Annotated in this window: 29 protein-coding genes; 10 read left to right on the top strand and 19 right to left on the bottom strand. The window is 64.7% G+C overall.

The genetic code is table 11. The features are described 5' to 3' along the window. Positions 1-25 precede the first annotated feature (25 nt). Positions 26-3,097, top strand: a complete 3,072-nt coding sequence (locus tag AAG793_RS02715) for an FAD-linked oxidase C-terminal domain-containing protein (protein WP_341903686.1) — start codon at positions 26-28, stop codon at positions 3,095-3,097. Between the two features lie 25 nt (positions 3,098-3,122). Here the strand turns inward: AAG793_RS02715 and AAG793_RS02710 are convergent, their stop codons facing one another. From AAG793_RS02710 to AAG793_RS02630, 17 genes are all read right to left on the bottom strand, one after another. Continuing rightward, positions 3,123-4,154, bottom strand: a complete 1,032-nt coding sequence (locus AAG793_RS02710; protein ID WP_341903684.1) for an XdhC family protein — start codon at positions 4,152-4,154, stop codon at positions 3,123-3,125. Positions 4,155-4,198: 44 nt separating this feature from the next. After that, entirely contained in the window at positions 4,199-6,109 is a 1,911-nt protein-coding gene (locus tag AAG793_RS02705; RefSeq protein ID WP_341903681.1) for a propionate--CoA ligase, read from the bottom strand. Positions 6,110-6,186: 77 nt separating this feature from the next. Next, positions 6,187-7,164 carry an MDR family oxidoreductase gene (locus AAG793_RS02700; protein WP_341903679.1) on the bottom strand — a complete coding sequence of 326 codons (978 nt, stop codon included), beginning with the start codon at positions 7,162-7,164 and terminating at the stop codon, positions 6,187-6,189. A gap of 291 nt (positions 7,165-7,455) precedes the next feature. After that, positions 7,456-7,863, bottom strand: a complete 408-nt coding sequence (locus tag AAG793_RS02695) for a globin family protein (protein WP_341903677.1) — start codon at positions 7,861-7,863, stop codon at positions 7,456-7,458. Positions 7,864-8,018: 155 nt separating this feature from the next. Next, positions 8,019-8,294 (bottom strand): BrnA antitoxin family protein, encoded by a 276-nt coding sequence (locus AAG793_RS02690; RefSeq protein WP_341903675.1) that lies wholly within the window; start codon positions 8,292-8,294, stop codon positions 8,019-8,021. Continuing rightward, positions 8,251-8,526, bottom strand: a complete 276-nt coding sequence (locus AAG793_RS02685; protein ID WP_341903673.1) for a BrnT family toxin — start codon at positions 8,524-8,526, stop codon at positions 8,251-8,253. The genes AAG793_RS02690 and AAG793_RS02685 overlap by 44 nt, the downstream gene beginning before the upstream one ends. An 89-nt stretch (positions 8,527-8,615) precedes the next feature. Next, positions 8,616-9,239, bottom strand: coding sequence for an isochorismatase family protein (locus AAG793_RS02680; protein WP_341903671.1), 624 nt, complete (start codon positions 9,237-9,239; stop codon positions 8,616-8,618). Positions 9,240-9,419: 180 nt separating this feature from the next. Next, entirely contained in the window at positions 9,420-9,989 is a 570-nt protein-coding gene (locus AAG793_RS02675; protein ID WP_341903668.1) for a hypothetical protein, read from the bottom strand. A gap of 344 nt (positions 9,990-10,333) precedes the next feature. Then, the gene (locus AAG793_RS02670) at positions 10,334-10,825 is read right to left on the bottom strand and encodes a DUF2721 domain-containing protein (protein WP_341903666.1); all 492 of its coding nucleotides are present in this window, start codon (positions 10,823-10,825) and stop codon (positions 10,334-10,336) included. 105 nt (positions 10,826-10,930) lie between these two features. Next, positions 10,931-12,190, bottom strand: a complete 1,260-nt coding sequence (locus tag AAG793_RS02665) for an Hsp70 family protein (protein ID WP_341903663.1) — start codon at positions 12,188-12,190, stop codon at positions 10,931-10,933. Then, positions 12,187-12,648: a hypothetical protein gene (locus AAG793_RS02660; RefSeq protein WP_341905387.1), complete on the bottom strand. Its 462-nt coding sequence runs from the start codon at positions 12,646-12,648 to the stop codon at positions 12,187-12,189. The genes AAG793_RS02665 and AAG793_RS02660 overlap by 4 nt, the downstream gene beginning before the upstream one ends. A 218-nt stretch (positions 12,649-12,866) precedes the next feature. Next, complete coding sequence (locus tag AAG793_RS02655; protein ID WP_341903661.1) at positions 12,867-13,334, bottom strand: nuclear transport factor 2 family protein; 468 nt, start codon at positions 13,332-13,334, stop codon at positions 12,867-12,869. 87 nt (positions 13,335-13,421) lie between these two features. Further along, entirely contained in the window at positions 13,422-13,727 is a 306-nt protein-coding gene (locus tag AAG793_RS02650; protein ID WP_341903659.1) for a hypothetical protein, read from the bottom strand. Positions 13,728-13,767: 40 nt separating this feature from the next. Further along, on the bottom strand, positions 13,768-14,445 hold the full coding sequence (locus AAG793_RS02645; protein WP_341903657.1) for a hypothetical protein: 678 nt from the start codon (positions 14,443-14,445) through the stop codon (positions 13,768-13,770). Continuing rightward, positions 14,442-15,419: an MlaD family protein gene (locus AAG793_RS02640; RefSeq protein ID WP_341903656.1), complete on the bottom strand. Its 978-nt coding sequence runs from the start codon at positions 15,417-15,419 to the stop codon at positions 14,442-14,444. Before AAG793_RS02640 ends, AAG793_RS02645 begins: the two co-directional genes overlap by 4 nt. 37 nt (positions 15,420-15,456) lie before the next feature. Continuing rightward, positions 15,457-16,263 carry an ABC transporter permease gene (locus AAG793_RS02635; protein WP_341903653.1) on the bottom strand — a complete coding sequence of 269 codons (807 nt, stop codon included), beginning with the start codon at positions 16,261-16,263 and terminating at the stop codon, positions 15,457-15,459. A 97-nt stretch (positions 16,264-16,360) separates the two neighbouring features. After that, positions 16,361-17,479 (bottom strand): PQQ-dependent sugar dehydrogenase, encoded by a 1,119-nt coding sequence (locus AAG793_RS02630; protein WP_341905384.1) that lies wholly within the window; start codon positions 17,477-17,479, stop codon positions 16,361-16,363. Between the two features lie 221 nt (positions 17,480-17,700). Here AAG793_RS02630 and AAG793_RS02625 point away from each other — a divergent pair, with 221 nt between their 5' ends. The 7 genes from AAG793_RS02625 to soxA all read left to right on the top strand — a co-directional run bounded on the left by AAG793_RS02625 (position 17,701) and on the right by soxA (position 23,567). Next, complete coding sequence (locus AAG793_RS02625; RefSeq protein WP_341903651.1) at positions 17,701-18,327, top strand: C40 family peptidase; 627 nt, start codon at positions 17,701-17,703, stop codon at positions 18,325-18,327. A gap of 220 nt (positions 18,328-18,547) precedes the next feature. Beyond that, positions 18,548-19,051 carry a (2Fe-2S)-binding protein gene (locus AAG793_RS02620; RefSeq protein WP_341903649.1) on the top strand — a complete coding sequence of 168 codons (504 nt, stop codon included), beginning with the start codon at positions 18,548-18,550 and terminating at the stop codon, positions 19,049-19,051. Then, positions 19,048-21,279, top strand: coding sequence for a molybdopterin cofactor-binding domain-containing protein (locus tag AAG793_RS02615; RefSeq protein ID WP_341903647.1), 2,232 nt, complete (start codon positions 19,048-19,050; stop codon positions 21,277-21,279). Before AAG793_RS02620 ends, AAG793_RS02615 begins: the two co-directional genes overlap by 4 nt. A gap of 39 nt (positions 21,280-21,318) precedes the next feature. Then, positions 21,319-21,792: a sulfur oxidation c-type cytochrome SoxX gene (gene soxX, locus AAG793_RS02610; protein WP_341903645.1), complete on the top strand. Its 474-nt coding sequence runs from the start codon at positions 21,319-21,321 to the stop codon at positions 21,790-21,792. 11 nt (positions 21,793-21,803) lie between these two features. After that, the gene (locus tag AAG793_RS02605) at positions 21,804-22,292 is read left to right on the top strand and encodes a SoxY-related AACIE arm protein (protein ID WP_341903642.1); all 489 of its coding nucleotides are present in this window, start codon (positions 21,804-21,806) and stop codon (positions 22,290-22,292) included. Positions 22,293-22,409: 117 nt separating this feature from the next. Then, the gene (gene soxZ, locus AAG793_RS02600) at positions 22,410-22,733 is read left to right on the top strand and encodes a thiosulfate oxidation carrier complex protein SoxZ (RefSeq protein ID WP_341903640.1); all 324 of its coding nucleotides are present in this window, start codon (positions 22,410-22,412) and stop codon (positions 22,731-22,733) included. A gap of 21 nt (positions 22,734-22,754) precedes the next feature. Next, positions 22,755-23,567: a sulfur oxidation c-type cytochrome SoxA gene (gene soxA / locus AAG793_RS02595; protein ID WP_341903638.1), complete on the top strand. Its 813-nt coding sequence runs from the start codon at positions 22,755-22,757 to the stop codon at positions 23,565-23,567. 23 nt (positions 23,568-23,590) lie between these two features. Here the strand turns inward: soxA and AAG793_RS02590 are convergent, their stop codons facing one another. Both AAG793_RS02590 and AAG793_RS02585 read right to left on the bottom strand, forming a co-directional pair. Then, positions 23,591-24,124, bottom strand: coding sequence for an OsmC family protein (locus tag AAG793_RS02590; RefSeq protein WP_341903633.1), 534 nt, complete (start codon positions 24,122-24,124; stop codon positions 23,591-23,593). 10 nt (positions 24,125-24,134) lie between these two features. Beyond that, positions 24,135-24,989: a class I SAM-dependent methyltransferase gene (locus tag AAG793_RS02585; protein ID WP_341905378.1), complete on the bottom strand. Its 855-nt coding sequence runs from the start codon at positions 24,987-24,989 to the stop codon at positions 24,135-24,137. A gap of 270 nt (positions 24,990-25,259) precedes the next feature. On the opposite strand from AAG793_RS02585, the gene AAG793_RS02580 reads away from it, so the two are divergent. Continuing rightward, positions 25,260-25,790 (top strand): OsmC family protein, encoded by a 531-nt coding sequence (locus tag AAG793_RS02580; RefSeq protein ID WP_341903630.1) that lies wholly within the window; start codon positions 25,260-25,262, stop codon positions 25,788-25,790. Between the two features lie 2 nt (positions 25,791-25,792). Next, positions 25,793-26,782, top strand: a complete 990-nt coding sequence (locus tag AAG793_RS02575; protein ID WP_341903627.1) for an AraC family transcriptional regulator — start codon at positions 25,793-25,795, stop codon at positions 26,780-26,782. Positions 26,783-26,797 lie beyond the last annotated feature (15 nt).

Genomic DNA, 26,797 nt, shown 5'->3' with positions numbered 1-26,797 from the left:
ACCGCGCTAACCCTGTAGAACACCGATGAACGCTCCCCTTCCCCTGAACATCACCCGAAGCACCGCCGCCCAGGCCTATGACGACGTGGCCCGCGTCAGCAACGAAGTGGCCGGCAAACTGGCGCAGCGCCTCGCTGCCGAGACCACAGGCGAGGTACTGTTTTCCCCAGCCGACCGTGGCCGTTACGCTACCGACGCATCGATTTACCAGCAGATGCCCGTGGGCGTGTTTGTGCCGCGCACGGCAGCCGATGTGAAAACCGCGCTCGACATCTGCCGCGACTTGCAAGTGCCGCTGGTGCCGCGTGGCGGTGGCACCAGCCAGTGCGGCCAGACCGTGGGCGCAGGCCTGGTGATGGACCACAGCAAGTACATGCGCAAGGTGCTGCAGCTCGACACCGAGGCGCGCACCGCAGAGGTGGAGCCCGGCATCGTGCTGGACCACCTGAACGCCAGCCTTAAGAAGCACGGCCTCTGGTACCCGGTCGATGTTTCGACCAGCGCGCAGGCCACGCTGGGCGGCATGGCCGGCAACAACTCCTGCGGCAGCCGCAGCATTGCCTACGGCAACATGGTGCACAACGTCATTGGTGCCAGCGCCTGGCGTTCTGACGGCACGCTGCTGGAGCTGGGCCGCTACGACACGGCCAGCGGCGCGGCGCGGGAACTGGGCGACTACGTCAAGACCCTCGCCGACCAACTGCGCCCCGAGCTCGAAGCGCACTGGCCCAAGGTGCTGCGCCGCGTGGCGGGCTACAACCTGGACATCTTCCACAACCAGAACGAGAAGCCCTACACCGCCGACGGCTCGGTCAACCTCGCGCACCTGCTGGTCGGCAGCGAAGGCACGCTGGCCCTCACGAAATCATTGAAGCTGCAACTGAGCGAGCTGCCGCGCACCAAGGTGCTGGGCGTGGTGAACTTTCCGACCTTCTACAAGGCCATGGACTCGGCCCAGCACATCGCCAAGCTGGGCGATGGTGCGCTGACAGCGGTCGAACTGGTCGACCGCACCATGATCGAGCTGTCGTTGCAGAACCCCGCCTTTGCGCCCACGGTGCGCACCGCGCTGATCGGCCAGCCCGATGCGATTTTGCTGGTGGAGTTCTCGGGCGCGTCCAAGGCTGAGCTGACACCCAAGATCAAACAGCTGGTGGACCTGATGGGCGAACTGGGCCTGCCCGGTTCCGTGGTCGAGATGATCGACGACGCGCCGCAGAAAAACCTGTGGGAAGTCCGCAAGGCGGGCCTGAACATCATGATGAGCCTCAAGGGCGACGGCAAACCGGTGAGCTTCATTGAAGACTGCGCCGTGCCGCTGGAGCACCTGGCCGAATACACCGACGCGCTGACCCAGGTGTTCCGCAAGTACGGCAGCAAGGGCACTTGGTACGCCCATGCGTCAGTGGGCACGCTGCATGTGCGACCGATTCTGGACATGCGGCGCGATGGTGGCCAGAAGATGCGCGCCATCGCTGAAGAAGCCTCGGCCCTGGTGCGCCACTACAAGGGCGCCTACAGCGGCGAACACGGCGACGGCCTGTGCCGCGGCGAATGGGTGCAGTGGCAGTTTGGCCCGAAGATCATGGAGGCCTTTGCACAGATCAAGACCTTCATGGACCCGATCAACCTGCTGTGCCCGCAGCGCATTATTGACGCGCCCAAGATGGACGATGCGCGCCTGATGCGCTTTCCGCCCCACTACAAGGTCATCCCGATCCAGACCGCGCTGGACTGGAGCGCATGGAACGTGCAGAACGACCCGGTCACCGAGCTGACGAGCGCACCCGGCACCGGTGGCGACCCCGCACAGGGCTTCGCCAAGGCGGTGGAGATGTGCAACAACAATGGCCACTGCCGCAAGTTCGACGCCGGCACCATGTGCCCCAGCTACCGCGTGACGCGCGACGAGAAGCACCTGACGCGCGGCCGCGCCAACACGCTGCGGATGGCACTCAGCGGTCAACTCGAAGGCATGAACGCACAGGACGCATTCACCAGCGAAGTCGTGCACGAAGCGATGGACCTCTGCGTGGGCTGCAAGGGATGCAAGCGCGACTGTCCGACCGGCGTGGACATGGCCAAGATGAAGGTGGAGTTTCTTCACCACTACAAGGCCCGGCACGGCCACACCCTCAAAGACAAGCTGGTGGCCCGCCTCCCCGACTACGCGCCCTGGGCCGCCCGACTGGCGCCGCTGCTGAACCTGCGCGACCGCATTCCGGGCCTCGCACTGCTTAGCGAAAAGCTCATGGGCCTGTCGGCACGCCGCACCTTGCCGCAGTGGAAGAGCAGCCACTTCTTCAACACCCCCCGGCGCAGCGCATCGCGGGAGCAGGTTCTGGTCGCCACACGGCCTGTGGTGCTGTTTGTCGATACCTTCAACGGTTATCTGGAGTCTGACAACGCCAGCGCCGCACTGAAAGTGCTTCAGGCCGCCGGCTACACCGTGCACGTGGCCACCAAGGCGGTGGCAGACGGCAAGGCCCTGTGCTGCGGTCGCACCTATCTGGCTACCGGCATGGTGGACGAGGCACGCACCAAGGCAAAAGAACTGCTGGACGCCCTGCTGCCCTTCGCCGAAAAAGGCATTGCCATCGTCGGGCTGGAGCCATCATGCCTGCTCACGCTGCGCGACGAAATGCTGGCCATGGGACTGGGCGCAGCGGCTGAAACCGTGAGCGGGCAGGCGATGTTGCTGGAAGAGTTCCTGGCGCGCGAAGCCTCGGCTGGCAAGCTGAAGGCGCTGAAAGACCAACTCAAGCCGATGGCCGAGCCGCTGCTGCTTCACGGCCACTGCCACCAGAAGGCTTTTGGCGCGGTCACGCCGATCATGGAAGTGCTCAAGATGATCCCCGGCGCCAAACCCGAATTGATCGAGTCAAGCTGCTGCGGCATGGCCGGCAGTTTTGGCTACGAGGCGGGGCACTATGACGTGTCGATGCAGATGGCGGAACTTAGCCTGCTGCCCGCCGTGCGCCAGCAGCCCGGTGCGGTGGTGGTGGCCGACGGCACCAGTTGCCGCCACCAGATCCACGACGGCGCGCAGCGCGAGGCGATTCATGTCGCCGCGCTGCTGGCGCGGCAGCTGGGTTGATCGTTGGGCTGATCCAGCGAGCCGCTCAATCCTTCGGGAGAAAGCACACCTCGCCGGTCGGCGCGATGCCAGCTTCTTCCTTGGCGGCAGCCACACCAGACACCCGCCGGGTATCGACGCCGTTCTTCACCGCCGTCAACTCGGCCAGTATGGAAATGGCAATCTCTGGTGGCGTCTTGCTGCCGATGTAAAGGCCGATGGGCCCGTGCAGCCGGTCGAGCTCGGCGTCAGTCATCTCAAAGTGTTCGGCCAGCCGTTCCCTGCGGCGCTGGTTGTTCACGCGTGAGCCGATGGCGCCCACATAGAACGCCTCGGAGCGCAGCGCTTCCATCAGCGCCAGGTCGTCCAGCTTGGGATCGTGTGTGAGCGCAATCACGGCGCAACGTGCGTCGAGCTTCATGGCCTGCACCACGTCGTCGGGCATGCCGGTGGCTAGGGGCACGCCGGGCACGGACCAGGAATCGCGGTATTCCTCGCGCGGGTCGCACACCGTCACCTGGTAGTCCATGCCCTGCGCAATCTGCGCCACAAAACGCGACAGTTGCCCGGCGCCAATGACCAGCAAGCGCCAGCGCGGCCCGTGCACCGTGACCAACGCCGCTTCCGACACATGCATGGGCTGGCTGGGCTGGGCAGCACTCAGTGTGACGGCGCCCGTCTGCATGTCGAGCCGGCGCGCCACCAGTTCACCGGCTTCAAGTTTAGCCAGCAGCGTGTCGATCCGGCTGGCAGCCGTCAGCGGTTCAATGGCGAGCTCGATGGTGCCACCGCACGGCAGGCCGAAGCGGTGCGCCTCGTCGGCGGTGATGCCGTAGGTGACGATGGCCGGCGTGCGGCGCGTCAGCCCCTCACGCCGCGCCTTGTCGATCATGTCGTCTTCAATGCAGCCGCCCGATACAGAGCCGACCACCCGCCCGTCTTCGCAAATCGCCAGCATGGAGCCGGGTGGCCGGGGGCTGGAGCCCCAGGTGCGCAGCACGGTGACCAGCTCGGCGCGCAGGCCACTGGCCAGCCAGTGCGAGCAGGTTTTCAGTACTTCCAGATCGATGTTGTCCATGGCGCGGCTCCGGGGCAGTTCACCGCATGCTAGCGGCAAGCGCCTCAGGACGCCATGCGGTCCCGGATTTGCTGCAGCGACGCGGGGTCATCCATGGTCGTCAGGTCGCCGGCATCGCGCCCTTCGCACACCGCCTGGATGGCGCGGCGCAGCAGCTTGCCGCTGCGCGTCTTGGGCAGCACGCTGACAAAGCGCACGCGTGATGGCCGGGCCACGGCGCCCAGGTCGCCATCCACCCGCTTCATGATCTCGCCTTCCAGCTTCATCGCGGCGGCGGGATCCGTGAGGACGGTGGAATCCTTGGGTACCACAAATGCCATGGCCACCTGGCCCTTCAGCGCGTCGGCCACGCCCACCACCGCGACCTCGGCCGCGCCTGCATGGCCAGAAATGCTTTCCTCGATCTCGCGCGTGCCCAGCCGGTGGCCCGCCACATTGATCACGTCGTCGGTGCGGCCGAGTATGAAGTAGTAGCCGTCTTCGTCGCGAATGCCCCAGTCGAAGGTGCTGTAAACCATCTTGCCGGGAACGCTCTTCCAATAGGTGTTCACAAAGCGGGCGTCGTCCTGCCACACCGTCTGCATGAAGCCGGGGGGCGTCGGACCTTCCAGCACCACCACGCCTTTTTCATTTGGCTGGGTCAGTTCCTCGCCGGTCGATTCATGGAGCAGCTTGACACGGTAGCCATACATCGGAATGCCAGGGCTGCCGAACTTGCTGGGTGTTTTCTCCACGCCGTTGGCCACCGTCAGCAGCGGCCAGCCGGTTTCGGTCTGCCAGTAGTTGTCGATGATGGGCACGTTCAGGCCCTCGCTGATCCAGCGCGCTGTGGGCTCATCCAGCGGCTCACCCGCCAGATACAGCGCGCGCAGGCTGGAGAGGTCGTATTTCTTGAGCAGTGCCGGGTCCTGTTTTTTCAGCACCCGCACCGCGGTCGGCGCGCTGAACATGCCTGTGACCTTGTACTTTTCGACCAGGCTCCACCAGATGCCGCCATTGGGCTGGCCGTCCAGGCCCTGTGTCGGCAGGCCCTCGTACATGATGGTGGCCATGCCGGCGATGAGCGGGCCGTAGATGATGTAGCTGTGCCCCACCACCCAGCCGATGTCGCTGGTGGAGAAGTAGGTCTCCCCTGGCCGCCCATCAAAAATATGCTTCATGCTGGCGGCCAGCGCCACCGCGTAGCCGCCGGTGTCACGCTGCACGCCCTTGGGCTTGCCGGTGGTACCGCTGGTGTAGATGGTGTAGCTGATGTCAGTGGAGTCCAGCCATTCGCAGGGCACATGCGCGCTCATGTACTTGGCGCGCAGGTCGCTCCACAGCAGGTCACGGCCGGCCACATGCTCCATCGGTGCAAGCCCGCGGTCGACCAGCAGCACCACTTCGGGCTTGTGCTTCGACAGCTTGATGGCTTCATCGAGCAACGGCTTGTACGCCACCACCTTGCCGCCGCGCGAGCCGGCATCGGCGCTGATGATGACGCGCGGCGTGGCGTCGTCAATGCGCGAGGCCAGCGAGCCGCTGGCAAAACCGCCGAACACCACGCAATGAATGGCACCGATGCGCGCGCAGGCCAGCATGGCAAAGGCCGCTTCGGCAATCATCGGCATGTAGATCAGCACGCGGTCGCCCTTGACCACGCCCATGGCCTTCAGGCTGGCGGCCATGCGCTGCACTTCCTGGTGCAGCTCGCGGAAGGTGTAGGTTCTTTCCACGCCGGTTTCGGTGGACACATAAATCAGCGCCGGCTGGTCGGACCGGGTGGCCAGGTGCCTGTCGACCGCGTTGTGGCACAGGTTGGTCTGCCCACCTTCAAACCAGTGTGCGAACGGCGGCTTGTCAAAGTTGCAGACGCGGGTGAAGGGCCGGTGCCAGTCGATCAGTTGGGCCTGCTCGGTCCAGAAGGCGTCGGGCTGTTCGATGGAGCGGCGGTAAAACTCGGCGTAGCTGGTCATTCAATGTCTCCGATGGGTCGAGGGTGCGTCCATGCGCGGGCAATTACGGGCAGTTATGGGCAATGACGGCAGTGTTTTCAGATTTTGACGATCACTCGGCCGCGCACCTTGCCGGACATCAAGTCGGCGGCTTTTTCGGCAGCGCGCTCCAGTGGCACTTCTTCCACCATGGTCTCGAGCTTGGCCGCATCGAGGTCTTTCGCCAGGCGGTCCCAGGCCTGCCGGCGCCGGGCCAGCGGCGCCATCACGCTGTCGATGCCGGCCAGCGTCACGCCGCGCAGGATGAAGGGCATCACCGTCGACGGGAAATCAGCGCCCTGCGCCAACCCGCAGGCCGCCACCACGCCACCGTAACGCGTCTGGGCGCAGGCATTGGCCAGCGTGTGCGAGCCTACGGCGTCTACCACGCCAGCCCAGCGTTCTTTTTGAAACGGCTTGCCGGGGGCCGCCAGTTCGGCGCGGTCGATCACGCTGCTGGCGCCCAGTTGCTTCAGATAGGCCTCTTCGCTGGCCTTGCCGGTGGCAGCGACCACGGTGTACCCCAGCTTGCTGAGCAGGGCGACAGCTACGCTGCCCACACCGCCGGTAGCGCCCGTGACCAGCACCTCGCCATGACCGGGCTGCACGCCATGCCGCTCCAGCGCCATCACGCACAGCATGGCGGTGTAGCCAGCCGTCCCAATCGCCATGGCCTGCCGTGTGGTGAAGGCCGCCGGCAACTTCACCAGCCAATCGCCCTGCAGGCGGGCACGCTCGGCCATCAGGCCCCAGCGTGTCTCGCCCAGGCCCCAGCCGTTGTGCACAAAGCGGTCACCCGCCTTCCAGCCGGCGTGGGTGGATTCGATCACCGTGCCGGCCCCATCAATGCCCGCCACCATGGGCCAGGTGCGCACCACCGGCCCCTTGTTGGTGATGGCCAGACCGTCCTTGTAATTGAGGGTGGAGTACTCGACCTGCACCAGCACATCGCCAGCCGGGAGTTGGGATTCGTCGATGGATGTTACGGCGGCAGCAAAGCCCGCCTCGCCCTTGGTCAGCTGAAGTGCCTTGAACAAATCTTGTCTCCTGTTGAATCCGTGCCGAATCTGTGCTGAATCTGTTTAGTGCCGCCATTCAGCCCATGAGTTGGCTTGCAGGCGCTGGCGAACACCAAAACTGAATTCTTAATTATGGATAACGGGCTTGCACAGGGCTGACGGAAGGTCAAATGTCCCTGAACATCGCTCTGCCCCAGTGCCACGCCGAGCCGTTCGGCGCGACTGTCGGCACGAAGGGCCTCTGGGCTGCTTCGGCGCGTTGGCTTCGGCGGGGCGAATGCGCCGAGGAATCGACCTGCCGCCCTGCTCTCAGGCCTTGGCCGCGTCCCTCATCACGCCGGCCATCACACCGTACACCGAAGTCCAGGCCGCTTTCACATCCGGCGTGAAAGCGGGTCCGAGCCCCTGCCCCAGCGTCTGCAGCAGCGCACCACCGACGGTGTCGTAGTGGGCGTCCTTCACGCCGTAATCGACATGGCGACGCGCCAGGCCCTGAAGGATGGGCACCAGCGTATCCAGGTCGTTGAGCTTGCCCACAGCCGCGCCGATCATCTGCATCAGTTTGGCGCCCTGCTGCTCCATGTCGCCACGAAACAGCGGCTTCAGGGCGGGATCAGCTGCAAACAGGTTTTGATAGAAAAGCGCCGCGGCCTGAGGCGCGATGCCTGCAACACTCTTCCACGAGGTTCGCACGAGCGTGACGGTTTGTGGGTCCATGTTGATTTCCTCCTGGGTTTGTTGAAACACGGAAGGAGGAGTTTGCTGGGCTTGGCGCCCGGCGTCAAATTAGTCAGCCTACGTCCGATAGCTCTTTCGGCAGTTTGCCGCCACTCGGAACGACCAGCGTGTCGGGTACCCAAATTCAGGATCTATCACCGGACCTTGCTCAAGCGATCCGCCATACGCGTCTGCCACCCGGGTCCAGTGGCTTTCCATCGCTCGATCACGTCGACGGGTAGCCTGATCGACAGCAGCTTGCGCGGATTCTCTGAAACCGGTCTGCCACCTCTTTTCACCTTGGCCCGGGCGAGCATGTCGTCTGTGAGCTCAGGCAGGTCGTCATACTCGCCTTGCTTCACAACGTGTGCGTCTACACGAGCCAGGTCAGATTTCAAGGAGCGGCGCAATGCGGGCTTGCTCGCGTTCATTTGCTTTCCTCATGCTGAAGACGTGACGTTCCGCGCCACGCGGGGTGTATCCGACGACTACCATTCGACCGGCCAACGTGCCGTAACAAATGATCCTTACTTCACCGTAATCTTTTCGCGTGTCTTCCACTTCCACGGTGACGCACTCGAATACCAGGGCAGCGTCTTCAAAGTCCAGACCCCGGTCAGCAAGTGCCTTGTCGCGTTTGGCAGGATCGAAGGTGACGCGCATAGGTTATTGTAGCTACAACAACCATCTCAAGCAAACGGGGCCATGGCGGTGAGCGTTGACCTTGGCAGGGGTTGGCGCGCGATACCTGACTACTTCACCAGGCCCAGCACATCCCTGAAGGCCGGGTGATCGGCGCTGCCCAGCCACTCGAAAGCCACCATCTCGGTGGTCACCAGCTCGGCGCCATTGCCGGCCAGGCGGTCAAAAGCCGCGTCGCGGTTGCGCTCGGTGCGTGAGCTGCAGGCGTCGGTCACCACCCACACGTCGAATTCCTGCTCCAACAGGTCCAGCGCGGTTTGCAGCAGGCACACATGGGCCTCGCAGCCGGCGATGACGATGGTGCTGCGGCCAGGCTCTTCTACCGCCGCAGGTTTTTGCAGGTGCTTGGGCAGGCTGCGGGCGTTGGGCCCAGCCTGCACCTTGCGCACCGGCGGGCGCAGCCAGTCGGCCAGACCATCGGGCACGGCACTGAAATGCATTTTGGACAGCACCTTGCCGCGGGCGGCTTCGATGGCGCTGTGCACCTCGGGGGTGTTGGGGCCGAGCTTGTCGGGGTTCTGCGCGGTACCCCATACCGGCACTTCCATGAGTTGTGCCAGACGGGCGAGCTTGACGGCGTTGGCCAGCACCTGCTCGCCTCCGAAGATCGCCGGCATCAGGCGGGTCTGGTAATCCACCAGAACGAGTTGGGAGTCATCGGGGTCGAGCAGCATGGAAGTGATGGAGAGTGAAGAGGGATCGGGCCGTTCACGCAGTCTACCGCCACGCGCGACCGCTCCGCATCTGCCGGTCAACCCGTCCCAATGAAAACGGGCCGACCGCAAGGCGGACAGCCCGTTCGACTTCGCTTCATGCCGACATCACATCAGCATCGAGCGATGTTCAGGATTGCGTTAAAGGCTGGAAAGATTTTGCACAGCATCGATCACCATGTTGGTGCCGATGGCCAGCAACAAGATGTCGGCTGCAACGCGCACGTACTTGTGGCCTGCAGGTGGCGCGCCGAGCTGCACCACCAGTGCTGGCGGGACGGGGTACCAGACCACGCCTGCTGGCAGTGGCTGACCCAACGAGTACTTCTTGGCCTGGCCCGGAGGCATGCAGCCGTTGTTCTTTTTCGCCAGGCCCGGTGGGCATTTGCCAGCCTTGAACTGCGGGCCGTAGTACTCCTGCAGTGCCACGCGCTGGTTGCTGCCGAAATAGGCACCGACGCGGACATCACTTCCGCCGCCGTTGCCGTTGCCGTTGCCACCACCTTGCTGGCCCTTGCCGGCTTTCTTGCCGCCCTGCCCGCGATCGTCATACACCTCGGACTTGTTGCCCTTGTTGCCTTTGTCGCCCTTGCCGCCACCGGCCCAATCCGGCTTTTCAGCGAATGCGGCGCCACAGGCCAGAGCACAGGCCAACATCAGTGCGACGCTGCGGCCACCACGGGAAGGTTTGAAAAAAGCAGATTGAGTCATGGATATCTCCGGTTTGTTGAAACGCTCAGGACAGTCAATGCGTCAAACACCACTTGGCGCACGATGAGCCGGCTGGCCCGTACGATGCAATCAAAGTGGCACTTTCGCAATATGTCGAAAGTTCACAGCTGTCCAACGGTTGCCCCAGCTTGTGGTTGACAGTGCTTTCGCGGGCTGCTGGAAGGCCAGCAGCATTCACGAAGTCACTGCGTCACGGCACAGGGAAGACCTGAGTCATCATAATTTTCGGGTGCGATTTGGCTGTCAGCCAACACCTCGTTTCGGCGTGATACGTTTCCATACAAAACACCCACGCAAAGCACCCATGCAGAGGGCGGGTCGCACTACTTCGGCGGCGAATGCGCTGACCCCGCCTGTGCCAGCTTCTGCGGCATCTCTGCAAATTTCAGCAGCCGGGTGGCGATCAGTGTTTCAGCCAGAAAGCAGACCAGTGCAAAGAGAAAGCACATCACGCCAGCCAGAAAGCACACAGTGGCCACGCGCAAAGTGGGCAGCTCCGAGGTCTCGCCCAAAAACAGCAGGATGATGGTGAAGCCGATCAGGATGGCGCAGAACGTGAGCAGCGCGATGCAGCTGTTCACCAGCCAGCCGCGGCGGCGCAACTGGCGCAGTTCGGCGTAAATGCGGTCGGCGCGCGACGCGTCCACTTCGCCGGATTCGAGGCGACCTTCCAGATGCCGTGCGCGGTCGATGATGCGGGCCAGACGACCAGCCACCGCCGCGATGATGCCGGACACGGCGGTGAGCAGAAAGACCGGTGCCACAGCCAGCTGGATGCCGTGGGTGACCGTGGCGAGATCGGGGGCGAAATTCATTCAGGGCTCCGGCAAAAACGGGCTCACACGGGTGGCAAGCCATGGCGAGATTCTGTCACGCCACCCCGTCCGCGTAACAACGGACGCTTGAGACGAGCGCCGGCTTCACTCGCCAAACTGCCGCGCGGCATCCAGCGCCAGACCGGCGCCGATGCTGCCAAACCGGTCACCCTCCACCGCGCGCGGATTGCCCAGCAGCGACGCAATGCGCTCGCGCAGCAGCGGCACGCCGCTGGAGCCACCGGTGAAAAACACGGTGTCCACCTGCGCAGCGGCCACGCCCGCATCGTTGAGCAGTGCCATCACTGTGGTGCCGATGCTGTTCACCAGATGGTCAATGGCTGCATTCAGGTCGTCACGGGTGATGGACAACTGCTCGCCCGGCGACACCCGCCCCAGGTCGAGCACGGTGGAGGATGCGTCTGACAACGCGATCTTGGCCGCCTCCGCCTGCATGGCCAGCCAGTGCCCGGCGCGCTCGCTCACCAGGCGCTGCAGCCGCTGCAGTTTGTCTTTTTCTGCCGCAGCGCGGGCCATGTCGGTGATGTGCGTCCAGGCCTTGCGGGTGTAGGCCATGTTGATGGTGTGCCAGGTGGCCAGGTTGAAGTACTGGGCAGACGGCACTTCCAGCCCGTTGAGCTGCCGGCTGCCCAGCCCCATCCACGGCATGACGGTGGCCAGACTCAGGTATTTGTCGAAGTCGGTGCCGCCAATGTGCACGCCACCGCTGGCCAGAATGTCGCTGCGCCGGTCGGCCTTGCCCGCCCGGCCGGGGCCCAGGCGCACCAGCGCGAAGTCCGATGTACCACCGCCAATGTCCACCACCAGCACCAGCTCCTCGCCAGTGATACGGGATTCATAGTCGAACGCGGCAGCAATCGGCTCGTACTGGAAGGCAATGTCTTTCAGGCCCACCGAATGCGCGATCTCGGCCAGCGTGGCCTCGGCCTGCCGGTCGGCACGGGCGTCGTCATCGACAAAAAACACGGGGCGCCCCAACACCGCCTGCGTGCAGCCCTGTCCCGCCGCACTTTCCGCCCGGCACTTGAGCTCACCGATGAACTGCGCCAGCAGTTGCCGGAACGGCAAGGCCCGGCCAGCGACTTCGGTGTGGTCGTCGATCATGGCGGTGCCGAGCAGGCTCTTGAGGGAGCGCATCAGCCGCCCTTCATGGCCAGCAAGATAGTCGGCCAGCCCGGCACGGCCGTAGCTCACATGCGCGTCTTCTGCATGGAAGAACACCACCGACGGCAAGGTGACCTTGCCCTCTTCCAGCGGCAACAATGCGGGATGGCCGGGCCGGCTCCAGCCCACCGTGGAGTTGGAGGTGCCGAAGTCAATGCCCAGCGGGATGGAGCGACTCACCGCTCCCCCGGTCGGGCAAATCCGCCTTCTGCCCATGCCACTGCGCTGGCGCGCGTGAGCTTGAACGAGGGCGACACACGCACAGAAGCCAGCTCGTCGCCGCCTTCGCCTGTTGCACTGAGCCGCGCAGACGGGTTGTCTTCATCAGGCTCGATGTCGAGGGACACCGTCACGCGCTGGCCACCTGCCGTCACGGTGATGCTCTGGTGCAGCGTGGCATGCAGTTGCTGCTCGTGGCGGCGCACGAATTCAGACGCGGTCTTGACCAGCGTGCTGAAGGCCGGGCCGTCGAGCGGCTTGGGGTTCTTCTTGTCGCGCCCCATGGTCCACGGGCCGACCAGCGCCGGCTCGGGCTCGCCGTCCTTGATCATGGCAACGGCCCAGCCATCGTCGTCTTCGTTCTTGATGACTTTGGCGGTCCAGCCGTCACCACACCACAGGCGGGCCTCCTGTATCAGGGGGTGGGCGTCGGATGCGGTGTCGTCAGGCGGGCTTGCCGGCCCGGAGGGGGAAGCGTGGGGATCGGTCAAGGGGATCACTTGAAATGGAACGGAAATGGAGCCGATAGAAGCAAGAGAACACCGGCACGCGCCTGCCGCAAGCAACAGCTCGCGATAACAAAGGCAAGGGGGTGCAGGGCGTCGAAAAAGCGCGGGAGCAGGATTCTACGTTGCGCTCACAAACCCAGGTCGCTGAGGCTGGGGTGATCGTCAGGCCGACGGCCCAAAGGCCAGTGGAATTTGCGCTCTTCGGCCTTGATCGGCAAGTCGTTGATGCTGGCGTGGCGCACCGCCATCAGGCCGTTGGTATCGAACTCCCAGTTCTCGTTGCCGTAGGAGCGGAACCAGTTGCCGGCGTCGTCGTGCCATTCGTAGGCAAAACGCACCGCGATGCGGTTGCCACCGAATGCCCACAGTTCCTTGATGAGGCGGTAGTCCAACTCACGGTTCCATTTGCGGGTCAGCAGGCCCACAATTTCCGCGCGGCCGGTGACAAACTCGGCGCGGTTGCGCCAGCGGCTGTCGGGCGTGTAGGCCATGGACACCTTCTGCGGGTCACGGTTATTCCAGCCGTCTTCGGCGGCGCGCACCTTCTGTACGGCGGTATCGTGGGTGAAAGGGGGAAACGGGGGGCGTGATTCCATGGCGGCTCCGCAGGGCAAGGTGAAACGAGGCGATGAACAATCAGGTCTGCATGGCCTGCCGGCCTGATTGTGAAGGAAGGTGCCAGATTACGCTGGATGGATATCGAACTGGGCGTCGCCCATGTAGCGGTCCGGGCCGATGGCGGCGGTCATGGCAGCCGACTCTGCCGCCTGCCACTGGGTGAATATTTCCAGTTCCTCGGGCGACAGCACGTCTTCTGCCGGCGACTCGCCATAGGTGGCAACCAGCTTCATGTACGTTCGGTACACCGGCCACACCAGCGCCGCATCGCCCAGCGAAGCATCGAGCGCCGCCCTGAAGCGCTGCTCCGCCGCCTGCACCTGCTGGGGTGTGGCGTCTTCGGCGGCGTGGAGTTTGACGCGGTAGCTCACGGTTCGGGGAACAGCAAAAACATCTGGGGCATCACGGGCATCAGGGGCGGCTGGCGGCCGGGTCCTGCGTGATGGCGATGCGGCGGCGCAGGCGCTCGGCCTCCTGGGTGTTGCCGCCCTGCTCCGCCCGTTTGAGCTGCACGCCCAGCCACGCGAGCAAGGGCCGCCGCCAACCCTGTGCCGACGCGGTGTCGATGGCCTCGCGGATCACACCCGGGTCGGCCTTGCCGGTCTGAAACAGCACGCCCGCTGCCACCAGCCGCGACAAGGGGTCGGCAATGCGCGGCAAAGCCGACACATCACCCGCCGCTGCGCCACGCTGCGCCTCGGGCAGCAGCGCTATCGCCTGAGGCGACACGTTGCCGCGCAGGTAGGTCGCGTAGGCCCGCGCGGGCTCAGTCGCATCTTCCCTGAGCACCTCAAAACCGGCGCAGGGTTCAAACACCAGACTGGCGACCCGGCTGGCGCAGTGCAGAAGCTCGGCATTGGCCAGCAGATCGGCCCGACCAGAACGCGAAAGCTGGCCACGCGCCCGGGTCAGCTCGGCCTGCTCGACGCGGGCATTGCCTTCAAGGTAAGCAGTGACAGAGCGCTCCATCGAGCTTTTGGCCTCCAGCTGCCATTGGGGCACGGGCGGGCCGCTGGCGCAACCGGCCAGCAAAACACACACCGCCAGCGTAGTACCGGAACCCTTCAGAAAAGCATGCAAGGCGTTCATGGCAGCTTGATCTCCGCGTCGCGCGGGTCTTTGGCAAACGGCCATTTGCGGGCGATCTCACTGATCAGGCTGTCCACCTTGCGCAGACTGGCATCGACATCGGCGCGAAGCGCGCCCAGATCACTGGTTGCGTCCTTCGCGTTGGCAGTGACCGCCTGCACATTCTGCAAAATCGCATCGGCCTGCTTCAGGCTGGTCCGGGCATCGCCCAGCAGCGCGTTGAGCTGAACGACCGTAGCGCGGGTTTCGGGCAGCAGACCCTTGTCGCCAAACACCTGCGTGTCAGTCTTGGCGGCCAGGGTGTCCAGCTTCGCCAGCAGCGCGTTGGTGCGCTCCAGCGCCAGCGCCAGCTTTTTGGCCTCTTCCTCGCTGCCCAGCAGCACCGTGAGCGCGCCGCCCGGCCCATTGAGCCGGTTGGTGGTGGTCTGCAGATTGGCCAGCATGGCTCCGACGGCACCGCTGCTGCTGGTCAGGCTGTTGAGGTTTTCAATCAGCTCCTTGGCGGCCGAAATGACCTTGGGAATCTCGGCACTGGCATCGCCCTGCAACACGGTGCGCACCGCGCCATCGGGCAGCGGCGGGTCGTTCAGCAGGCCGGTATAGGCCCGGATATTGGGAGCGCCGACGATACCGCGCACCAGCGTGAAGACGCTGCTGGTGCGCAGCCAGCGGGCGTCCTTGCTGGCCACATCGACCAGGATGCGGGCCTTGCCGTCTTCGGCCAGTTCAATGCGGCTGACGCGGCCAATCGGAAAGCCGGAGAAAGTCAGATCCATGCCGACCACCACACCCTCGGAGTCTTCCGCGATCAGCACCAGCCGCTGGGTGGCCTCAAAAGCGCCCCGGGCGTACAGCACATACAGCGCCGAAGTGCCAATCAGCACCACCATGAACAGCAGCAGCAGGCGCGCCTTGAGCTCCAGGTTGGGCACGACGTCGCGGGGTGGGACCGGGGGTTCTGGCGTGGGGCTCATGAGGGGGTTGCGAGGCTTCTGGTTTTACTTCGTTGAATCAATAGTAATTGCCGACCAGCGAGGCCAACTCGATCAGCAGTATCACCGCAAACATGCGCACCAGGCTGCGCATCTCGGCGCTGGTGCGCACGCTGCCGCCGCGCAAACCGTAGAGCGCCGAAGCCATGGGAATCAGCGAGACCGCCAGGCAGAAAAACAGCGTCTTGAGCACAAAGATCAGCGTCACCGAAGGTGCAAACACCTGTCCGAACAGCCGGGTGAACGATGGCAGGCTCGACAAATCGAAACCGTAGCCCGCGACATAGGCCACGCAAAGCGCCACCACGCTGCTGAGCGCCGCCAGCGTGATGCCCGAGAACATGCCGGCCACCACACGCGGCAGGACTTCCTGCCGGATCGGGTCACCGCCCTGACGGCGAATCTCATCCAGCTCGCCGCTGCTCTGCATCGTGGCCACCTCCACACCATCGGGAATGGTGCAACGCAAAGCGACAAACAAGGCCGCGGTCAGCGGGATCAGCTCCAGCACCAGCACCCGGATCACCACCTGCAGGGCGTATTGCGACAGGCCGTAACTGAGCGCGGTCACCAGCACGATGCGGGTGAGCACCACGGTCACCAGCGCGCACAACACGGTGAACCACAGCAGGATGGGCGCGGTGTTCAGGTAGATATGGCGGGCCAGCACCGGCCGCATGTCGCGGCCATAGCTCGATGGCGACAGGGCCAGCACCAGAATCATGGCGCCCAGATGCACCAGTTGCCACCAGGTGGCTAGCCAGCCCTGGGCGTTTTGCGAGAGGCGCTCCGTGAAGCCAGCGGTCCGCGAGGGCGTGGGAGTCATCGGGCCATGATACCGGGGCGAACCCTTCAGCGCGCTGCGACGCACTCACCAAGCCAATAATTTGTAACCAGCCTGGTCACCAGCCGTGTAACCAGTTTCACCCCCTTGGAAGAAGCCGGATGAGTTTGCCGCTGGGGCTGTCGGTCAGTACATAAAGCAGCCCGTCTGGCCCCTGCCGCACGTCGCGAATGCGGTCACCGGCCAGCAGGCGGTTTTCACGCACCACATTGCCAGAAAAAGGCGCCGAAAGCTCAATGCGGTTCAGGTAGCCGAACTTCAGCGAGCCCACGAACAGGTTGCCCTGCCACGACTTGCCGTAACGCTCGCTGGTCAGAAATGCCATGCCGGACGGCGCGATGGACGGCGTCCAGTGGTGCAGCGGCGGCGCCATGCCGGGCGCAGAGGTCAGCCCGTCGCCGATTTTGCCGCCGCCATAGTTCTCGCCAAAGCTGACCGTCGGCCAGCCGTAGTTGGCGCCACGCCTTGGCAAATTGATCTCATCCCCACCCTGCGGGCCGTGCTCGTGCATCCAGAAGGTGCCGTCCGGTGCCAGTGCGGCACCCTGCGGGTTGCGGTGGCCGTAGCTCCAGATTTCGGGCAAGGCGCCGGCACGCCCCACAAAGGGGTTGTCTGCGGGCACCGTGCCATCCTTGTTGATACGGATGATCTTGCCGTGGTGGTTGTCCAGCTTCTGGGCGTCCTCCTTGCGGGAGTAACGCTCGCCCAGCACGAGGAACAACTTGCCGTCCGCTGCGCCGCCGGCGCGGCTTTCGACAATGCGGCAGCCAAAATGCAGGCTGCTGGACATCTTGGGCTTCTGGCTGAACAGGATCTTGAGGTTTTCCAGCCGGGAGTCGTCTGCGCTGAGCGTGGCGCTGGCCAGCGCGGTGCTGTTGCCATTGCCCACAGCGGCCGGCTCCGAAAAGCAGAAATAGAGGGTCCGGTTGCGTTCAAAGCCGCTGTCGGTCACCACATCGAGCAAACCGCCCTGCCCGCCGGCGGCCACTTCCGGCAGACCCGCGACCGGTGCACCCATCTTGCCGTCCGCTCCCACCACCCGCAGCCGGCCCGGTCGTTCGGTGACCAGAAAACGGTTGCCCGGCAGAAAGGCCACCGCCCACGGGTTCTGCAGGCTGCTGGCGACCACCTCGGGCCGGACACCCTGCGCCCACGCCAGCTGGCCCGACCAGCCACAGGCCGCCAATACAAACGTCATGGCCATCTTGGCGTGAATCCATCGTTTCGGCATCATTTCAGACTCCTGAGTCAGGGGTGACAGCGTCATTGGTCTCCCGTCGGTTATACGTGAATCACCCAACCAGACGCCAAACAAGGGTTTTGAGCGCAGCAAATTCCTTACAAATCAATTATCTGCATGCGTTATGTAGAAACAACGTTAGGTTGACGCAGGGCTCGCGCGTCAAGTATCCTCGGGCCATGCCCCAAAAGTCCATTGCCTTGCTGATTGCTGTTGCCAGCCTTGTGGCCGGGCACGCCATCGCATCGCCGGCGAATTCGGGCGTAAATCCCCCGGATGACATGGACAAGCTGCTGGCCGACAAGGGGCTGCTGACCCGCATCGACAACGTGCGCCAGAACGTCACCCACAAGGCCTCGGAGCTGGTGGTCAATGCCATGGGCTTCTTGGGCGTTCCCTACAAGCGCGGCGGCAACACGGCCGAGACCGGTTTCGACTGCAGCGGATTTGTGCGCTCCATTTACGAGCAAAGTGTCGGGCTGCTGCTGCCCCGCAAAGCCGAGCAGCAAGCCGCTGCGACGCAGCAAATCGACAAGACCGAGCTGCAACCGGGCGACCTGGTGTTTTTCAACACCCTGCGCCGGGCCTTCAGCCATGTCGGCATCTATGTTGGCGACGGCAAATTCATCCACTCCCCCAAGCCCGGCGCTGAAGTCCGGGTGGAGAGCATGCGCGTGAACTACTGGGCCCAGCGCTTTGACGGTGCGCGGCGTGTGGCAGCTCCCGGCCAAGCCATCGACACGGTGACAGCCCAACCGGTCAGCCAGCAGTGGCAAGCCCCACCGTCCGATCTGTACAGCCGCTGATTTTTCAGCGTTTCACTTCACGGGTTTACCCTTAACCCGCTGACTACGCAGCCCTTGCGGCTTGCGCACTCCACTCCCTATCGCCCATTCCGTAGAGCGTCTTACTCAGGTATCCGACGCGTGCATGCGTGCGTCATCATGCGGCGCTAGCATCAGCCACACACGCACTGGGGGTACCACCGGTCGTGTGAATCCTTCGGCACCTATTTGGAGCAACGCAATGGCAAAACTGAACGTGAACGGCAAAGTACGGGAGTTTGAAGCAGAGGGAGACACCCCGCTTCTCTGGGTCATCCGGGAGCAGCTCGGTCTGACGGGCACCAAATACGGCTGCGGCGTCGCCGCTTGTGGCGCCTGCACGGTGCACATTGACGGCGTCCCGACACGCAGCTGCGTGCGGCCCGTGTCCACGGTCACCGCGAAGGAAAAAATTGTCACCATCGAAGGCCTCTCGCCAAAAGGCAATCACCCGCTGCAAAAAGCCTGGGCCTCACTCGACGTGCCCCAGTGCGGCTACTGCCAGTGCGGAATGATCATGGCCGCCGCCGCCCTGCTGAAGGAAAAGCCGAACCCGACCGATGCCGACATCGATGCAGGCATCACCAACATCTGCCGCTGCGGCACCTACAACCGGGTGCGCGCAGCCATCAAGGTGGTTGCTGCTGGCGGCAACACCAAGACCGCCGCACTGGCCATCCAGCACACCGATGGGAGCACGACATGACCGCACGCGACCCAATGACTGCACGCGACCCGAACACATTGCCCGCCGTGGCGTCTGAATCACCGGTGAACCTCACCCGCCGCGGCTTTCTGGGCGCGTCGGCAGCCGCCGGTCTGGTGGTGGGCTTTCATGTGCCGCTGGCCAGCACCGCCCACGCCGCCGACACCGCCACGCCCGAAATCAACGCCTGGGTGGTTGTGAAGCCCGATGACACCGTGGTGATCCGCATCGCCCGCTCTGAAATGGGCCAGGGCAGCCTGACCGGCCTCGCCCAGCTGGTGGCCGAAGAACTGGAGTGCAAATGGGCCAAAGTCACCACCGAGTACCCGACGCCCGGCCAGAACCTCGCACGCAACCGCGCCTGGGGCAACTTTTCCACCGGTGGCAGCCGCGGCATCCGCGAGTCGCAGGACTACGTCCGCAAAGGCGGTGCCGCTGCCCGCATGATGCTGGTGCAGGCCGCCGCAGACAACTGGAAGGTGCCTGTGTCCGAGTGCAGCGCAGCCAACAGCGTCATCACCCACGGCCCCAGCAAGCGCACTGTGACTTACGGCAAGGTCGCCGCCGCCGCTGGCAAGCTGACCGCGCCCACCGACATCAAGCTCAAGGACCCGAAAGACTGGAAGCTGGTCGGCAAGCGTCTGGCACGGCTGGACACGGTCGAGAAAGTCACCGGCAAGCAGATTTATGGTGCCGACCTGAAGCTGCCCGGCATGCTCAACGCGGCCATCAAGGATTGCCCCGTGTTCGGCGGCAAGGTCAAGAGCTTCAACGCCGCCGCGATTGAAAAGCGCCCCGGCGTGAAGAAAGTGGTGCGCGTGGGCGACAGCGCCGTGGCGGTGGTGGCCGACACCTGGTGGCGTGCCAAGACCGCGCTGGATGCACTGCCCATTGAATGGGACTTTGGCGAGCATGCCAATGCGTCGAGCGCCGAATTCGCGAAGGTGCTGAAGGCCGCGCTCGACGTGCCGGAAGCGGTGGTCGGCAACCAGAACGGCGACGCAAAAGCCGCGTTGGCAGGTGCGGCACGCAAGATCGAGGCGGTGTATTCCTACCCGCACCAGAACCACGCGACGATGGAGCCGATGAACGCGACGGTGCGCTACACGCCCGAGCGCTGCGAAGTCTGGACGCCCACGCAAAACGGCGAGGCGGCCCTCGCTGCAGCGTCGGAGGCCTCTGGCCTGCCGGCCTCGAAGTGCGAGGTCTACAAGCTGCACCTGGGCGGTGGCTTCGGCCGGCGTGGCGCGGTGCACGACTGGGTGCGCCAGGCGGTGGACATCGCCAAGCAGATGCCCGGGGTGCCCGTCAAGCTGCTGTGGAGTCGTGAAGAAGACATGCTGCATGGCCGCTACCACCCGGTGACGCAGTGCAAGATGACGGCAGGCCTGGACGCGCAAGGCAACATCACGGCGCTGCACATGCGCATTGCCGGCCAGTCCATCCTGGCGGGCGTGTTTCCGCAGAACATCCGCAACGGCCTGGACCCGGTGCAGTTCCAGGGGCTGAACGCGCCCGGGCCCGAGGCCTCCATGGGCTACAGCTTCCCGAACCTGCTGATCGACCACGCGATGCGCAACCCGCATGTGCCGCCTGGCTTCTGGCGCGGGGTGAACCTGAACCAGAACGCGATCTATCTGGAGTCGTTCATCGATGAGGTCGCCGTGGCCACGCAGCAGGACCCGCTGGCGCTGCGTCGCAAGCTGATGGCCAATCACCCCAAGCATCTGGCGGTGCTCAACGCGGTGGCCGAGCGCGTGGGCTGGGACAAGCCAGCCCCCAAGGGCGTGTTCCGCGGACTGGCGCAGACCATGGGCTTCGGCAGCTATGTGGCCGCCTGCGCCGAGGTGTCGGTCAGCGATGCCGGTGAGCTCAAGATCCACCGCATCGTGGCCGCCACCGACCCGGGTTACGCGGTGAATCCGCAGCAGATCGAAGCGCAGGTGGAAGGCTCGTTCGCCTACGGACTGTCTGCCGCGCTGTACGGCGAATGCACGGTGAAAGACGGCCGTATTGAGCAGGACAACTTCAACACCTACCCGGTGGTGAAGATGGCTGACATGCCGAAGGTCGAGACGGTGCTGGTGCCATCGGGCGGCTTCTGGGGCGGTGTGGGCGAGCCCACCATCGCCGTGGCAGCGCCGGCGGTACTCAACGCCATCTTTGCGGCCACCGGCAAACGCATCCGCGATCTGCCGCTGAAGAACCAGAGCCTGAAGAAGGCCTGAGCCAGACGGCACGCCGGAACCACAGCCATAGCCCCATCGATGACCAGGCCGCTCAGCCAGTCAGTCCTGCCTCTGCGGCCCTGGCTGCTGGGCGTGTGTCTGATCATGGCAGGGGCGTCCTCCGCAGCACAGAGCCAGACCTTGCCGCCCCAGGTGATCGGTGATGCGATTCCCGCACCCCTCACCGCCACGCCCGGCGATGCTGCCCGCGGGCGGGCGATTGTGGCGAACCGGCAAGTGGGCCTGTGCCTGTTGTGCCATGCAGGGCCTTTTCCCGAGGAGCGGTTCCAGGGCAACCTGGCGCCCGACCTCTCGGGAGCGGGCTCGCGATGGAACGAAGGGCAGCTGAGGCTGCGTCTGGTCAATTCACGCCATCTCAACCCTGAAAGCATCATGCCTACCTACTTCCAGACCGAAGGCCTGTACCGCGTCAGTAACGCCGTGCAAGGGCGCCCCCTGCTGGATGCGCAGCAGATCGAGGACGTGGTGGCTTTGCTTCGCACACTGAAATGACATCACAGAGATTGAAGAGCACCCCCCTCCCCGACCGGCGTCGGGTGCTGGCCACTGCCGCCGGGCTGGGAGCCTGGGCATGGTTAGCACCTGCCACCGTTAGCGCACAGACGGCCCCCACGCCGCAGGCCGATGAGCTGGCTGCCGCCATTCAAACCTACACCGGCGGCGCGCCAGTGCGCGTGGGCAAGGTCAAACTCAGTGTGGCCGAGCTGGTGGACAACGGCAATGTGGTCCCTCTGGGTGTGTCGGTTGACAGCCCGATGACCGCGGGCGACCACGTCAAAACTATCGCTGTTTTCAACCAGAAGAACCCGCAGCGCGACATTGCCCGCTTCACGCTCGGCCCGCGCGCTGGCAAAGCCCAGGTGACCACCCGTGTGCGACTGGCAACCTCGCAGAAGCTGGTGGCTGTCGCGCAGATGAGTGACGGCAGCTTCTGGTCCCACTCGGTCGACGTCATCGTCACCTTGGCAGCCTGCATAGAGGGTGAAACATGACCCCCACGCTTGTCACTTCGTGTACTGCGCTGCCCCCCGAGGGGGCCGTATTTTCCTTGGGGCGGCCCGGCGGAAAATATCTTGAAATGGTTGGCGCTCCGCGCCGCCGCTTTTAATATGGCCCGCACCCTCATCAATGCACCCAGCACCGCCAGACGCGGTGAAGTCATCGAGATTCGCGCCACCATCGGCCACCCGATGGAAACTGGCTTTCGGCCAGGCGAAGACGGCAAGGTGGTGCCACGCAACATCATCCAGCGCTTCAGTTGCCGCTACAACGGCGAGCTGGTCTTCAGCGCCGAGCTGTTTTCTGCGCTCTCCGCCAACCCCTACCTCTCGTTCTTCACCACCGCAACGGAGACGGGCACACTGACGCTGACCTGGGAAGGCGACAAGGGCTTCACCCACACCGAAACCGTGGCGCTGCGGGTGACGGCGTGAATTGCAGCTCATGAGCAGCATATGAGGCTGCAAAGCTTGATCGGCAGGGGCTTTCGACTGCTGCCGGGGCTGATGACCGCACTCGCCTGCTCGGTCAGTCTGGCCCAGACATCGCCCACACCCCCTGCAGCAGACACGCGCCGCTCCGGCTTTGCGGACATGGGTGCCAGCACCCAGGCCATGCAGCAGGACGACTCGCTCAACCCCGGCATGCTGTGGGCGCAAGGCGGCAAGACCTTGTGGAGCCAGCCCGCCGGCCAGAGCGGCAAGGCCTGCGCCAGCTGCCACGGCGATGCGGCGCAAAGCATGCGCGGGGTGGCGGCGCGCTACCCCGCGTTTGACAAACGAACGAGCAAGCCCATCACCCTCGGGCAGCGCATCAACCAGTGCCGGCAAACCCACCAGCAGGCCAGCCCCTTGCGGACAGAGAGCGAGGAGCTGCTGGGCCTCGAAAGCCATGTGGCGCTCCAGTCACGCGGCCTGCCCATCGTGCCCCCGGACGACCCGCAACTCAATGTGCCCCGCGCACGCGGACAGCAGCTCTTTGTGCAACGCATGGGTCAACTGAACCTTTCGTGCGCGCAGTGCCACGACCAGAACGCCAGCGGTCGTCTGGGCGGCAGCATCATTCCGCAGGCCCACCCGACCGGGTATCCGATTTACCGGCTCGAATGGCAAGGCATGGGCTCGCTGCAACGCCGGCTGCGCAATTGCATGACCGGCGTGCGCGCTGAGCCCTTTGCCTACAACGCAGACGAGATGCTGGCGCTGGAGCTGTACCTCGCTGCACGGGCCAAAGGCATGCCCGTCGAGACGCCCGCCGTCAGGCCCTGAACTGCTGACGAACGCTGAGCCCTTCAGCCAGCGTCAAACGACACCGTGACTGGCGTACCCCGACGCAGGGTCTGGATCACCACGCAAGAGCGCTCGGCAGCACGGGTGAGTTGACCCACGCGCTGCGCGTCGGTCGATGGCGCGACACGCAGCCGCACATCCACCGCAAACGACTGAAAACCGACAGGCACCGCCGGGTCCATGCCCAGCGTGCCGCGCACATCGACCTCGCCACGCGCATGCACCTGCAGTTCCGTGATCTCCACCTGCAAGAGGGTGGCGACCATGCGCAGGCTGGACTCCTGACAGCTGGCAATGGCCGCGCACAGAAGATCACCCGGGCACGGGGCATCGTGCGGACCGCCGAGCGCATCGTGCACGGCGAATTCAAACGGCACCGAAGGTCCGCCACCCACCCGCACCTCACCGTGGAAGGGATCCTGCGGCCCGGTGCTGCCGGTGGATGCGTGGTCGGTGATCAGCGCCAGCGTCGGATTCTGGCGGTAGCTGTCGCGCAGTGCCGACTGGCGCTGACGCAGTTGTTCTGCGATGTTCACGGCGCACTCCTCACTGGCGTGTGATGACGATTTCGAGGTAATCACTGGGTATGACCAGGCTGGCCTCACCCCGGGTGTTGAAGCGGGCCAGCAGTGCCAGCAAGTCGCTTTCGAGCGCCGGGCCTTTGTCGCCGAGTGCCAGAAAGGCCTTGTGGACCGGGCCATACCAGGTGCGGAACACCTCCAGCCAGTGGGCGGCCGAACGGTAGCGGAAACTGAACTGGCGCTTCGTGCAGCGGATTTCGCTGGCGCCCGCGCCACACAGGGCCTGCAGGTGGGGCTCGGTCCCCCACAGTGCGGGCGACTGAACGCCAGCCGGCGGCGGCAGGTGCTTGCCGATGGTCTTGAAGACCTGGCCGATGAAGCCGTCCGGCGTCCAGTTGGCCAGCGCAATGCGCCCGCCGCTGCGGCACACCCGCAGCATTTCGGCGGCGGCTTTGTCCTGATGAGGTGTGAACATCACGCCAAAGGTGGAGAGGACGAGATCAAACTGCCCGTCGGCATAGGGCAGCGCTTCGGCATCGGCGATCTCAAAGGTCACAGACAGGCCTTCTGCTTCGGCACGCGAACGTCCGCGTTCCAGCAAACCGCCCACATAGTCGGTGGACACCACGTTCGCACCGCGCCGGGCGGCGGCCAGCGTGGCATTGCCGTTGCCGGCGGCCACATCAAGCACCGACTCGCCAGTCAGAACATCTGCCGCTTCGCACAGCGCTTCGCCAACGATCTGCAGGGTGGTACCCACCACCGCGTAGTCGCCAGAAGACCACGCGGCCTGCTGCTTCTGCTTGACGGCAGCCAGGTCGGGGCCAGCGGCCGGGGCGGCAGGAGCTGGAGGTGTGAGATTCGACACGGGGGAATTCATGACGCTGGACATGCAAGTCTCCTTGAGAAGGTTCATCGCCCGGTTGGCAATGTGCTGGCAGTGTGTTTCGAAATGCCCGCCGGTTCCTGCCACAGTCACCGGCAAAACTGACCATCCATCCGGCAGTTGTTGCGAGGTGTCAACCGGGTTGCCCGAGCGTCCCGGAAGCCTGCCCGACCGTCCGGCCAATTACCCTGCAGGCGCTGCGGGTTGCCACAGTCCGGGGTACCGCCGCACAATCCAGCGATACCCGCCCACGGAGTGCTGAACATGTCTGACTCACCCATTTCCCTCGCCCTGCAGCGCGCCGAAGAGGCCTTCGCGCAAAAGCCTGGTCTGGCCCTGCAGAACGATGCGCCGGCGAAAGCGGTTTTTGTCGGTGGTCTGGCCACGCAGGTGGCGGGGCCAGCGGGGCACACGGTGGGCACCGACATGCCGGTCACGCTGGGGGGCGCCGGTGCGTGCCCGGGCCCTGGATGGTTAATGCGTGCCGGGCTGGCATCGTGCACCGCCACCGTGATTGCCATGCGTGCCGAGCGTCTGGGCATTCGCCTGACCCGGCTGGCCGTCACAGCCAACAGCCGCTCTGACGCCCGTGGGCTGCTGGGCGTGGACCCACTGGTTGCTGCAGGCCCGCTGGAGGTGAATCTCGACATCGACATTGCCGCAGACGGACAGACGCCCGAGTCACTGGCCGAATTGGTCGCGTGGGCCGACGCGCATTCGCCAGTCACCAACGCACTGCGCCGCGCCATCGACGTGCAATCTCAGGTGCGCTACGGCGCCATCACGCCCGCCTGACGATGGATGCATTGTCTGAAGTGCTGCGCGTGGTGCGCCTCAGCAGCGCGATTTTCTTCAACGCTCGCTTCACGGCCCCCTGGTGCTTCAGCTCGCCGGCAGCAGCCGACGTGATGCAGACCCTGCACCCCGGTGCCGAGCGGCTGGTGGTCTTTCATCTGCTGACCGAAGGGCAATGCCATGTGCAGATCGAGGGCAGCCCACCGCAGGTGCTTAACGCCGGCGATGTGATCATCTTTCCGCACGGCGACGCCCACCTGATGGCCTCAGCCCTGGGTGTAGCGCCTGCCGGGCCGACGGACCTGCAAGCCATTCTGAAGCGCCGCCCGCATCTGCTGAAATATGGTGGCGGCGGTGAAGCGACGCGCTTTGTGTGTGGCTATCTGGTCTGCGATCCACGGCTGTGCCGCTCCATATTGAATGCGCTTCCGCCCATGCTGATCGTCAGCCTGCGCTCCCACGGCGAAAAGGACTGGTTGGAGCAATCCATCCACTACGCAGTGACGGAAGCCGCGTCACCGCGGCCCGGCGGTGAAGGCGTTCTGGCGAAACTCTCGGAGGTGCTGTTTGTGGAAACCTTGCGCCGCCACATCGCGCAGTTACCCGCCGAGCAGACCGGCTGGCTGGCCGGTCTCAGGGACCGCATTGTTGGCAAGTCGCTGGCTCTGATGCACGAGCGCCCTGCCGAGCCCTGGACACTGGAGAGCCTCGCGCGACATGCGGGCACATCGCGTTCGGTACTCGCCGAACGCTTCAGCCACTTTGTGGGGCAGGCCCCCATGACTTACCTGACGCACTGGCGCATGGCACTGGCCGCCAACCTGCTGCGCCACAGCGCAATGGGCATGCACCAGATTGCGGCTGAGGTCGGCTACAGCGCCGACACGGCCTTCAGCCGTGCCTTCCGGCGCGAATTCGGCGTTCCACCAGCCAGCTGGCGGAGGCAGCAGTCGGGGCCTTCGGCGTTGCCAGCCTCACCAGCGCCACACTGAAGTCAGGCTCGGATT

The sequence above is a fragment of the Polaromonas sp. YR568 genome (assembly GCF_943372955.1).
In the GTDB taxonomy this organism is placed as follows: domain Bacteria; phylum Pseudomonadota; class Gammaproteobacteria; order Burkholderiales; family Burkholderiaceae_C; genus Polaromonas.
The sequence above is the reverse complement of the archived record's forward strand: the minus strand, read 5'-3'. Positions and strand labels throughout refer to the sequence as shown.